We start from the raw sequence: 11469 nt of genomic DNA, 5'->3' as shown, positions 1-11469 counted from the left end.
CTGAACAGAGGCCATCGAGCCTCTGCGTCAGTCAGCAATGGTTTAGCGATATTGTTTCAGCACTGAACGCCCCAGAGTCAGGATCTGCATTTCATCAGAACCGCCAGATACCCTGTCTACTCGCAAGTCGCGCCAGAAGCGGGTAATACGGTGATTACCGGCAATACCCACTCCGCCCAGCACTTGCATAGCGGCATCGACGACTTCAAATGCTGCATTGGCGCAGAAGTATTTACACATCGCGGCGTCGCCCGAGGTGATGAGCCCGTTGTCACTCTTCCAGGCGGTTTCCAGCAGCATGTTTTTCATTGAGTTCAGTTTTATTGCCATGTGGGCAAATTTTTCCTGAATCAGTTGGAAGCGCCCGATAGTTTCGCCAAACTGCACACGCTGATTGGCGTAACGTGCCGCATCTTCAAAAGCGCACATTGCGGTGCCGTAGTTCGTGAGCGCAACGAGGAAACGCTCATGGTCGAACTCCTCTTTCACGCGGTTAAAACCGTTGCCTTCACGGCCAAACATATCTTTCTCATCCAGTTCGACATTATCGAACGTCAGCTCACAGCAGCTATCCATGCGTAGGCCTAGCTTTTCCAGCTTGTTGATTTTGATCCCCGGCAAGCTCATATCGACGCACCACTCGGTGAATACTGCTTTTTCAGGCGAGGCGGAATCACGAGCCATCACCACTACATACGGAGTGTACGCGCTGCTGGTGATGAAGCATTTGCTACCCGTCAGGTAAACCTTGTTATTTTTACGGGTATAGGTACTTTGCAGGCTACCGACATCGGAACCGGCACCTGGCTCGGTGATAGCAGAGTTCCACATCTGTTTGCCGGTACCCTGAAATGCCATTATTTTGTCTATTTGCTCCTGAGTGCCTTCACGCAGGAAGGTATTGAACCCACCTGGCAATTGATAAAGAACATAGGTTGGAGCACCCAGCCGCCCAAGCTCCATCCAGACGGCGGCAAGAGTGACAAACCCGGCTTCCAGTCCGCCATGTTCTTCAGGAATAAGCAGGCTATCGATTCCCATATCCGCCAGCGCCTTCACAAAGCGCTCCGGGTAGACGCTGTCCTTATCACACAGGGCGAAGTAGGTTTCCCAGTTTTCGCTGGCCATTAATTCGCGGATACCAGCAACAAACAGTTCCTGTTCATCATTCAGTCTAAAATCCATCTATTTAACCTCTTAATTTATTGATTTATTTGTTAACTATTAGTCTTTCCAGTGTATTTTTGCGTCTTTGATAAACGAAAGCGTGACCATGATGTTGACGAAGAAAAGCGGGCATCCACCGGCGATAATTGCCGTCTGTATCGGTTTGAGTCCGCCGAGTGCCAGTAGCACGATACCAATGACCCCCACTAGAACAGACCAACCGATACGCACCAGCAGCGGTGGTTCATCGCCATCTTTCATTGAGCGACAGGTCGACATTGCCAGGGTGTAAGAGCAGGCATTAATGAGCGTCACAGTGGCGATGAAGCAAAGAATGAAGAAACCCCAGATGGTGGCAGTTTTGAGTGGTAGAGCGGCCCATGTTTCGATGATGGCGCGTGGCACACCGTACAGCTTGATAAGCTCAGGAATATTGACAACGTTTTGATCCATCAACTGCAAGGTGTTACTGCCAAGAATGGTCCACAGCAACCAAGTCGCAGCGGTCAGCCCGGCAACCATACCGAGACACAGTTCACGCACGGTACGGCCCTTCGAAATTCGGGCGAGGAAGATGCTCATCTGAATGGCATAAATCACCCACCAGGCCCAGTAGAAAACGGTCCAACCTTGAGGGAAACCACTTTTAGCTATCGGATCGGTATAAAACAGCATCCTCGGAAGATACATCAGCAACGTACCCACGGAGTCCGTGAAGTAGTTCATGATGAAACTGGCACCGCCGACAATAAACACCCACCCGAGAATCAAGAAACTCAGATAGCTGCGCACGTCACTGGCGATTTTTACCCCTTTTTGCAGACCGCAAGCCACGCAAATAGCATTCAGAATTATCCAGCAGGTGATGATGATGGCGTCGAGTTGCAGCGTATGTGGAATGCCGAACAGAAACTGAATACACTCCGTCACCAGTGGTGTCGCAAGGCCCAGACTGGTACCCATCGCAAAGATTAACGCCACCAGATAGAAGTTATCGATGATGGTACCGATAATTCCGTTGGCGCGTTTTTCACCCATCAACGGGATAAGCGTACTGCTCGGGCGAATCACATCCATTTTGCGAACAAAGAAAAAGTAAGCGAATGCCACGGAAAGGAAGCTGTACGTTGCCCACGGCAACGGTCCCCAGTGCAGCAGGCTGTACGCCAGGCCTAACTCTTTTGCCTGTATGGAATAGGGTTCGAGGCCGAACGGTGGACTGGAGACATAGTAGTAAATTTCAATCGACCCCCAGAACAGTACTGCAGCGGAGGTACACGAAGCGAACATCATAAAAATCCAGCTAGACGTGCTGAATTCCGGTGGATCGTCACCGAGACGTTTTTTGGCGTAGCGGCCAAAAACCAACCAGAACCAGCCGCCGAACATGACTACCATGTACCATTCAAAGGCCCAGCCCCAGACGTTAGTGACATAACTGAAGATGGCATTAATAACAGTATTAGCTGCATTCAGGTCGCGGACGGTTAGCCAGCAGAGAATGCCGACGATAATCAGCGGCGGGAAGAATACTTTTGGCTCTATTCCCACCTTTTTCTTTTCATTTTTCATAGTCAATCCCGCTTTTATATGGCGTGAATAAGGATGTTTGAAATAATAAGTTTCTCGTTTGTTTAAATTGTGTTAATTTTATTTCAGTTGAAATGAATTTCTCCTGATAGAGTAAGCTCTCGTACAATGCTAAATACTAGTAAACGCCTGTATCGTTAACTCTGTCAAATTTGTTTTTGTAGTAAGCATACCACCATAAATTATCTTTATTTCATTTAAAACAATGGGATGTGTTTTGTTGTGAGGATTTTTCACTCTGTGAGGTTCAATGTTTGTGAGGCAAGTGGCAATATTGAATATTTCCATGCTTATGGCTTGGTATGTTCAATATTGGTGATTGGGGTTTTACTTTTTCACTTTTGGATATGATATTTATTCACCCATTGCTGCAATGACTAATGCTTTCATTAATATATCAGGAGATGTGATGAGGATTATTACATGTTACAAAAGTGTGCCCGATGAGCAGGATATTACGGTTAATTATGTTGATGGTTCATTAGATTTATCCCGTGCCGAAAGCAAAATCAGCCAGTACGATCTCAATGCTATCGAAGCCGCGGTTCAACTCAAAGTACAGGTTGCGGATGCGCACATTGTCGCGCTTAGCGTGGGCGGTAACATCCTGAATAATGCTAAAGGGCGAAAGGATGTGCTTTCACGCGGGCCGGATGAACTGGTGGTCGTGATTGATGAACAACTGGAACACGCCTTACCACATCACACGGCAACGGTACTAGGCATTGCAGTTAACAAGCTAGGGTTTGACCTGATTCTATGTGGTGACGGCTCAGCCGATCTCTACGCTCAACAAGTGGGCCTGTTGCTTGGTGAAGCTTTGCGCATTCCGGCGCTAAATGGTATCAAAAAAATTCTTTCGATAAGTGCTGATATGATTGTGGTTGAACGCGAACTCGAAGATGAAACCGAAACCCTTTCCGTCCCGCTGCCAGCGGTGATTTGTGTCACCACCGATATCAATACTCCACAAATTCCTTCCATGAAAGCCATCCTCGGTGCCGCGAAAAAGCCCGTTCAAGTATGGATGGCGGCAGATGTGGGTATCGGGGATGTCACCGCTTTGTCTGAACAGCAAATCGTTGCTCCAAAACAGAAAGAACGTTTGCGAGTCATCATCGAAGGTGATGGCGATGAACAGGTTGCGGCATTTGCCGGGTATTTACGCAAGATTATCCAGTAAAAAGGGGCAGGTTATGAGCAAGTTTTCAAACGTTTGGGTTTTTAGCGATACCTTGTCCCGACTGCCGGAACTGATGGGCGGTGCACAGACCTTGGGTGAGAATATTCAGGTGTTTGCCCTTAACGAAGAACACAGTACGGCGGCATTTCAACTGGGTGCAAACCAGGTCTGGCAGCTGCAAGGCAAACCGGACGACAGTATTATCGAAGATTATGCAGATACTCTGGTTGAGACGCTTAAAGGCCAGAGCCAAAGTGGACTGGTCCTGTTGCCTAATAGCCGTCGTGGCAAATTGCTGGCGGCAAGACTAGGGGCTCGTCTAAGTGCTGCTGTAGTGAATGATGCCAGTGGCGCGGTGGTTTCTGATGGCGTGCTGGTGGCAAAACATATGGTTTACGGCGGATTGGCCTTCAGCAATGAAACCCTTTATTCACCCTTGTGCATACTGACCTTGAGTGGCGGAACTTTCGAGGCGGCGAAGCCTGATGTCGCAAGGAGCGGCACGGCACAACCGGTGCAGTGGCTGGCCCCCGAAAATACCATTGTTTGCACTGGCAAACAGGTACGGGAAAGCCATTCCGTGGATCTTGATAAAGCTCGGCTGGTTGTCAGCGTTGGGCGCGGTATTGGAAGCAAGGAGAATATCGCTCTGGTGAATGCTTTGTGTGAAGTTATCGGTGCTGAACTCGCCTGCTCGCGTCCGGTCGCGGAAAACGAAAAATGGATGGAGCACGAGCGCTATGTAGGCATTTCGAATTTACTCCTCAAACCTGAGCTTTATCTGGCCGTAGGGATCTCTGGCCAAATTCAGCACATGGTCGGTGCCAATGGTGCTCAGACTATCGTGGCAATCAATAAAGATAAAAATGCACCGATTTTCCAGTACGCGGATTACGGCATTGTGGGCGATCTTTTCACTATCCTTCCAACGCTGACTCGTCTGCTAGCCAGTTGATCTCTTTCGGCAGCGTGTGAAAGTATGCGTTGCCACTTTATTCAGGTTCAGGAGTGGTTATGTCAGAAGATGTCTTCGATACCATCATTGTAGGAGCCGGGCTTGCAGGGACGGTTGCAGCGCTGGTACTTGCCCGAGAAGGGGCGCAGGTTCTGCTTATTGAACGCGGTAATTCTGCGGGTGCAAAAAACATGACAGGTGGACGCATGTACGGCCACAGCCTAGAGCGTATTATCCCAGGTTTTGCCGAGCGGGCTCCCGTCGAACGTGTGATCACCCACGAAAAGTTGTCGTTTCTGACACAAACGCGCGCGATAACATTGGATTATCACAATGGCGACGAGCCGAAAGCCGGGGAGGTTTCTTACTCGGTATTGCGCAGCAAATTCGATGCCTGGCTAATGGAACAGGCGGAAAACGCTGGAGCGCAGTGCATTACCGGAATTCGGGTCGACAGACTGGTGGTAAAAGACGGCAAGGTTATTGGTGTGGAAGCCGATGGCGACGTCCTTGAGGCCAAAGCGGTGATTCTTGCTGATGGCGTGAACTCACTGCTTGCGGAACAATTGGGAATGACCAAACCGGTTACAGCAGAAAATGTGGCCGTGGGTGTTAAGGAGCTGATTGAGTTGCCGAAAGAGGTGCTGCAAAATCGATTCAATTTGCAAGGCAATGAAGGAGTGGCCTGGTTATTCGCTGGTGCACCAACGGATGGATTAATGGGCGGTGGTTTTCTTTACACCAATAACACCACGCTTTCGCTCGGGCTGGTTTGTGGGCTTCATCACTTGAAAGACGCAAAAAAATCCGTTCCGCAGATGCTGGAAGATTTCAAACGCCATCCGGTAGTGGCTCCGCTGATTGAAGGCGGAAAGATGATTGAGTATGGGGCCCACGTTGTCCCAGAAGCGGGCCTACGCATGCAGAGCGAACTGGTGGGAGATGGCGTGCTGATTACAGGTGATGCGGCGGGTATGTGCATGAACCTGGGTTTCACCATTCGCGGTATGGATTTGGCGGTTGCCTCAGGAGAAGCCGCTGCAAAAACGCTGCTCAGCGCAATGAAGCGAGACGATTATAGTAAAAAGAGCCTCAGCGAATATCTTGCTCTGCTTGAGGATGGACCGTTGCGGGACATGAAAATGTACCAGAAAATGCCCGCTTTCCTCGACAACCCTCGCATGTTCACGCAATACCCGGAAATGGCCATTGGCATCGCCAGCGAGTTATTTACCATTAATGGAAAACCACCTGTGCCGCTGCGTAAAAACATCCTTAAACACGCCAAGAAAGTGGGCTTTATCAACTTGGTGAAAGACGGCATTAAAGGAGTCACTGCGCTATGAGTAAGCCAGTCAATGTGGATGTCAAGCTGGGCATCAATAAGTTCAACGTCGATGAACAAAACCCGCACATCATTGTGAAATCGCAGCCCGATATGCAGGTGATGACGCTATTAACCAAAGCCTGCCCGGCAGGGTTATATAAAAAGCAAGAGGATGGTTCAGTGCGTTTTGATTACGCCGGGTGTCTTGAATGTGGAACCTGTCGAATTCTCGGGCTGGGAAGTGCGCTGGAAAAATGGGAATACCCTCGCGGAACTTTCGGTGTGGAATATCGTTACGGTTGATTTTTTTGCTCGCAATATGAAAGATTTTTGTAATAAAAAAGGAAACGCATATGCAGCCCAGAAAATATGATGATATTCAGTTTTCGTCAATTCATCGGCGGATCATGCTCTGGGGCAGTGGTGGCCCATTTTTGGATGGTTATGTCCTGGTGATAATCGGCGTGGCGCTGGAACAACTCACGCCATTATTAAAACTCGATGCGCAATGGATTGGCTTGCTGGGGGCGGGAACGCTGGTGGGGTTATTTATTGGTACTTCACTGTTTGGCTATATTTGTGACCGCGTCGGGCGGCGAAAAATGTTCCTGATCGACATTGTCGCCATCGGACTTATTTCTGTCGCGACCATGTTTGTTTCCACACCCGCAGAACTTCTGGTCATGCGGGTATTAATCGGTATTGTTATTGGCGCTGATTATCCCATTGCAACCTCAATGATTACTGAATTTTCCAACACCCGCCAACGGGCGTTTGCCGTCGGTTTTATTGCGGCTATGTGGTATGTCGGGGCGACTTGCGCCAATCTTGTTGGTTTCTGGCTTTACGATATGGTGGATGGTTGGCGCTGGATGCTCGGCAGTGCCTTTATCCCCTGTTTGGTCATTCTTATCGGACGTTTTGATCTGCCTGAATCCCCGCGCTGGCTGTTGCGTAAAGGCCGGGTAAAAGAGTGCGAGCAAATGATGTTGAAACTGTTCGGTGAACCGCTGATATTTGACGAAGAACCGCAGCCGGAAACGCGTTTCTTGCAGTTGTTTAGCAAGCGACATTTTCCCGTAGTGCTCTTTGTTGCCGTGATCTGGACCTGTCAGGTTATTCCGATGTTTGCGATTTACACCTTTGGCCCGCAAATCGTTGGCCTGCTGGGTTGGGATCAGGGGAAAAATGCGGCGCTGGGGAATGTGGTGATAAGCCTCTTCTTTATGCTAGGCTGCATTCCTGCCATGTACTGGCTCAATACGCTGGGCCGTCGTCCGCTGTTGATTGGGAGTTTTGCGATGATGACCGGCGCTCTGGCTATTCTTGGGCTGGTTGATCATTTACAAATTAGCCTGGTGGTTATTGCCTTTGCGGTGTACGCATTTTTCTCTGGTGGTCCGGGAATATTACAGTGGCTTTACCCCAACGAACTCTTCCCCACCGATATACGCGCTTCTGCAGTTGGGGTGATTATGTCGATTAGCCGGATTGGCGCGATTATTTCGATGTGGGCTTTGCCGGTATTTATTACTCGCTATGGAATAAATACGGTGATGCTAATCGGTGCATTTATCTCTTTAGTGGGGTTAATTGTTTCGGTTTTATTTGCTCCTGAAACCAAAGGACTTTCTTTGAATGAGGCGGGGAAAATGTCGCTGACAAGAAAATCATCGATGAAATGAGATGATGATTCTTTTTCTGACTCGATTTCTATCATATTCCTGAACGGGGAAATTTAAATCGAACCGAATAGGCCTCTAATAAAGCCATCAAATCTATTGGCAGTCATCAGTACTATGTGTGGGAAGAGGTCTAGCTCGATTTTTAATCGGTTATGGGATTTTCTGGGACAGCATAGAATTGGCTCCTCTGACTGGACTCGAACCAGTGACATACGGATTAACAGTCCGCCGTTCTACCGACTGAACTACAGAGGAATCGTGTGAACGGGCGGAATGATAACGGGGTGCACGGGGGATGTCAAAGGGGATTACGCATTCTGTGTTTGTTTGCTTACAGAATGCGCAACCCGTTGAGCTTTTGGCAGATTTATCCCATGGCTGCTCGTTTCAAACTCAACCGATAACGATAACGTCCAGCAGTCAGCAGGAAGTCCTCGTTCACGCTTGGGCTCCAGGAATCATCACCGCCCACGCCCATATGCTGGGCATCCAGATGTAACCAGGTGCCGGGCTCTTCCTGCAGCAAATGCACATGGCTGCAATTCATCAACTGCTGTAGGCCGTAACGGCTGAGCGAGAAGTGGAAGTGCTCCTCGGCTTGCAGGTTGCCATAGTGCAACCGTTGCGTGTCGCAACGCAGGCCGTTTTCCCCTGGGAAAATATAGGGTGTATGCAACTGCTCCAGCGGTCTGGTCCACAGCCCATGTTGGGCAGCAAGCTTGCGGTCCGGGTAGTTCTCGTGCGGCCCCAGGCCCAACCATTGTACCTGTGGATGCACCTCGGCCAGTTGGCAACTGAGGCCGATACGGGCGGGAGGGGGCAGGGCGTCGGCCACCGTGGCATCCACCTCAACCTGCACGCTGCCGTGGCAATCGAACAGCCACTGTTTGCGGCTGTGCAGCAGCACCTGCTGGTTAAAGCTGAACGTATGTTCAGTCACCACTCGCACGCCGTCACTCAACGCATCGGCATAAATCTGTGTGCACTGCTCCTCCAGTTGATACATCCCCGCCAGCTTCCAGCGCTCGATCCAGGCGTTAGGGTCGATACGATCCACTTCGCTGATGCCGATATCGTTATCCAGCGGTGCGCGGATGAAGCTATCGCGTAGCGGCATCAGTAGTGTGGCCTTTTCATCTTGCCACCACTGGCTCAGGCAGCCGGAAGCCCGTTCGAACTGCCAGCGTTGGTTGCCGTGGATAATGTCAATCTGCTGCTCGTTCTGCGTTAACTGCGGGGCAAAGCCGCCGCTGGTTGGTGGCGCCAGATGCAACGTGCGTGGCAAACGCCATTGATCCCAGGCGCAACGATGATGTTCTTCTGACCAGTCTGTGGCATGAGGCTGTACCACCTCCACGTTCAGCCACAGCTCGCCTGGGCGGTGGATCATCGGCAACTTATCCAGCAGGGTGACCGTGGTGCTGCCCTGTGGCGGCAGGTTGAGCAGCAGGCTACCGCTGGCTCGTTCTACGCCGTCCAACTCCAGACGCCAGTTAAGCTGTTCATTGTCGGTTGCCCGGAACAGGTATTCGCTGGTGATGGTGAGTGCCAGTTGCTGGGCATCAAACTGGAACTGGAAAAACTGCTGTGCGCGTTGCGCTTCGAACAGTGCTGGGTGGGGGCTGCGATCGGGGAAGACCAATCCGTTGAGGCAGAACTGACGATCGTTGGGGGTATCGCCAAAGTCGCCTCCGTAGGCCCAATAAGCTTGGCCGCTGTCATCTGTGCGGGTTAAGGCCTGATCGACCCAGTCCCAGACAAAGCCGCCTTGCAGGCGCGGATGCTTGCGAAAAGCCTGCCAGTAGCGATCGAAGCCGCCAAAACTGTTGCCCATAGCATGCGCATATTCACACAGGATTAACGGGCGGTGTTCATCGGGCATGCCGATCCACTTTTTGATCGACCATTTGGGCACCGCCGGGAAAGGCTGATCCTGATCGACGCGGGCATACATCGGGCACACAATATCCGTGGCCGCGGAATTGGCACCACCCCCCTCATACTGCACTGGACGAGTAGGATCCTGGCTTTTCACCCAGCGGTACAGTGCATCATGATTGCAACCGTGGCCGGACTCGTTGCCCAAGGACCAGATGATGATGCAGGCATGGTTGCGATCGCGCTGCACCATGCGCGTAACGCGCTCGCTCATGGCGGGCAGCCAGAGTGGATCGTTCGAAAGCCGGTTCATTGGCTGCATGCCGTGGGTTTCAATATTGGCTTCGTCGACCACATACAAGCCGTAACGATCGCACAGTTTGTACCACAGCGGATGGTTTGGGTAATGGGAACAGCGCACTGCGTTGAAGTTATGCTGCTTCATCAGCAGGATATCCTGGCGCATGGTGGCTTCATCCATCACCTGGCCATGTTCTGGATGGTGCTCGTGGCGGTTGGTGCCCCTGATCAACAAGGGTTGACCGTTGAGCTTCAGCAACCCATTGCTGATGGCAACCTGGCGGAACCCGACGTCATAGGCTTCCGCCTCTATCAGTTCACCGGTTGGGGAAAGTAACAGGATCACAGCACGATACAGCTCCGGCGTTTCCGCGCTCCATAGTGCGGGTTGTTCCACGGGCAAACGCAGAGTCGTGCGATCGTCATAAGCGCCGCGCTCATCAATAATTTCACTGCCGAACCTCTGCGTCTGCTCGACAATCAGGGTTTCATTGCGCCACAGCTGTACCTGAACTTGATGTTGCTGGGGCTGATTGGTTTGCACCTCCACCACCAATTCCCCACGGCGGAAGCTGTCGCTCAGTGGCGTGGTGATATGGATATCGCTCAGGTGAGCGGCGGGTTTATGCAGCAGGCTGACGTCGCGGAAAATCCCGCTCATCCGCCACATGTCCTGATCTTCCAGATAGCTGCCGTCGCACCAGCGCAGCACCATCACCGCCAGCCGGTTTTCCCCGGGTTGCAGCACAGCACTGAGGTCAAATTCGGCAGGCAGACGGCTGTCTTGCGAATAGCCGACCCAGTGGCCATTGCACCACAGGTAAAACGCCGAGTTGACGCCGTCGAAAATAATGCGGGTTTGACCACTGGCCAGCCACTCGGCATCCACGCTAAAGCTGCGGGAATAGCAGCCGGTCGGATTATCTTCGGGTACCAGCGGCGGATTTACCGGGATTGGATATTTGACGTTGGTGTAAATCGGGGCGTCGTAACCCGCTAGCTGCCAGTTGGCAGGGACAGCTAACCTGTCGGCATCCGGCAGATCCTGTTCCAACCAGCTTTCTGGTACTGCCTGAGGCCGCCCGAAATAGTTGAACTGCCACTCGCCGTTGAGCAGTTGTTGGCTCGGGCTGGCAGCATCTTCCCGGGCCGCAGTGGCATCACGCCAACTGGCAAACGGAGGATGTGCCGGTAGACGTTGGTAATGAGTGCAGGCAGGGTTTTGCCAATCGCGGCGGGCGAGGATTTCCGCCAGGGTAAAACGGGAGTTAGCATGCATGTGGGCATTTCCTGAGCCGGTTCAAGCCAAAAGGTTAAGCGTTTACATTGCTGACAGCATTACCCGACGGCGCGCGTTTGCAAAGCGATAGAAGAGAAGAAGCAG

General features: G+C 51.4%; 8 protein-coding genes and 1 tRNA gene. 5 read left to right on the top strand and 4 right to left on the bottom strand.

All coding sequences use genetic code 11. The annotated features are described in order from the left end of the window. Positions 1 to 42: 42 nt before the first annotated feature. Together caiA and caiT are read right to left on the bottom strand one after the other, a co-directional pair. Entirely contained in the window at positions 43 to 1185 is a 1143-nt protein-coding gene (caiA, locus tag ACKWMY_RS18395; RefSeq protein WP_024528114.1) for a crotonobetainyl-CoA dehydrogenase, read from the bottom strand. 39 nt (positions 1186 to 1224) lie between these two features. Next, positions 1225 to 2739: an L-carnitine/gamma-butyrobetaine antiporter gene (gene caiT, locus ACKWMY_RS18390; RefSeq protein ID WP_024528115.1), complete on the bottom strand. Its 1515-nt coding sequence runs from the start codon at positions 2737 to 2739 to the stop codon at positions 1225 to 1227. A gap of 427 nt (positions 2740 to 3166) precedes the next feature. On the opposite strand from caiT, the gene fixA reads away from it, so the two are divergent. The 5 genes from fixA to ACKWMY_RS18365 are packed head-to-tail and all read left to right on the top strand — an operon-like array spanning position 3167 to position 7907. After that, positions 3167 to 3940 (top strand): putative electron transfer flavoprotein FixA, encoded by a 774-nt coding sequence (gene fixA / locus ACKWMY_RS18385; protein ID WP_024528116.1) that lies wholly within the window; start codon positions 3167 to 3169, stop codon positions 3938 to 3940. Positions 3941 to 3953: 13 nt separating this feature from the next. After that, entirely contained in the window at positions 3954 to 4895 is a 942-nt protein-coding gene (locus ACKWMY_RS18380) for an FAD-binding protein (protein WP_409486783.1), read from the top strand. Positions 4896 to 4954: 59 nt separating this feature from the next. Next, the gene (gene fixC / locus ACKWMY_RS18375) at positions 4955 to 6241 is read left to right on the top strand and encodes an FAD-dependent oxidoreductase FixC (protein WP_409486782.1); all 1287 of its coding nucleotides are present in this window, start codon (positions 4955 to 4957) and stop codon (positions 6239 to 6241) included. Beyond that, the gene (gene fixX, locus ACKWMY_RS18370; protein WP_024528119.1) at positions 6238 to 6525 is read left to right on the top strand and encodes a ferredoxin-like protein FixX; all 288 of its coding nucleotides are present in this window, start codon (positions 6238 to 6240) and stop codon (positions 6523 to 6525) included. The genes fixC and fixX overlap by 4 nt, the downstream gene beginning before the upstream one ends. A gap of 50 nt (positions 6526 to 6575) precedes the next feature. Then, complete coding sequence (locus ACKWMY_RS18365; RefSeq protein ID WP_337049421.1) at positions 6576 to 7907, top strand: MFS transporter; 1332 nt, start codon at positions 6576 to 6578, stop codon at positions 7905 to 7907. 179 nt (positions 7908 to 8086) lie between these two features. On the opposite strand, the gene ACKWMY_RS18360 is transcribed toward ACKWMY_RS18365, so the two are convergent. Then, positions 8087 to 8162: transfer RNA gene (locus ACKWMY_RS18360), tRNA-Asn, on the bottom strand. Between the two features lie 112 nt (positions 8163 to 8274). Further along, positions 8275 to 11364 (bottom strand): beta-galactosidase, encoded by a 3090-nt coding sequence (locus ACKWMY_RS18355; protein ID WP_409486781.1) that lies wholly within the window; start codon positions 11362 to 11364, stop codon positions 8275 to 8277. Between the last annotated feature and the right edge of the window lie 105 nt (positions 11365 to 11469).

Source organism: Serratia sp. J2 (assembly GCF_046269175.1).
Taxonomy (GTDB): Bacteria; Pseudomonadota; Gammaproteobacteria; order Enterobacterales; family Enterobacteriaceae; genus Chania; species Chania fonticola_C.
This window is presented reverse-complemented; position numbering and strand designations above follow the sequence as displayed.

Excerpts from the sequence above, each read along its gene's own strand:
- caiA (WP_024528114.1), bottom strand. The coding sequence starts at position 1,185 with ATGGATTTTAGACTGAATGATGAACAGGAACTGTTTGTTGCTGGTATC.
- caiT (WP_024528115.1), bottom strand. The coding sequence starts at position 2,739 with ATGAAAAATGAAAAGAAAAAGGTGGGAATAGAGCCAAAAGTATTCTTC.
- fixA (WP_024528116.1), top strand. The coding sequence starts at position 3,167 with ATGAGGATTATTACATGTTACAAAAGTGTGCCCGATGAGCAGGATATT.
- ACKWMY_RS18380 (WP_409486783.1), top strand. The coding sequence starts at position 3,954 with ATGAGCAAGTTTTCAAACGTTTGGGTTTTTAGCGATACCTTGTCCCGA.
- fixC (WP_409486782.1), top strand. The coding sequence starts at position 4,955 with ATGTCAGAAGATGTCTTCGATACCATCATTGTAGGAGCCGGGCTTGCA.
- fixX (WP_024528119.1), top strand. The coding sequence starts at position 6,238 with ATGAGTAAGCCAGTCAATGTGGATGTCAAGCTGGGCATCAATAAGTTC.
- ACKWMY_RS18365 (WP_337049421.1), top strand. The coding sequence starts at position 6,576 with ATGCAGCCCAGAAAATATGATGATATTCAGTTTTCGTCAATTCATCGG.
- ACKWMY_RS18355 (WP_409486781.1), bottom strand. The coding sequence starts at position 11,364 with ATGCATGCTAACTCCCGTTTTACCCTGGCGGAAATCCTCGCCCGCCGC.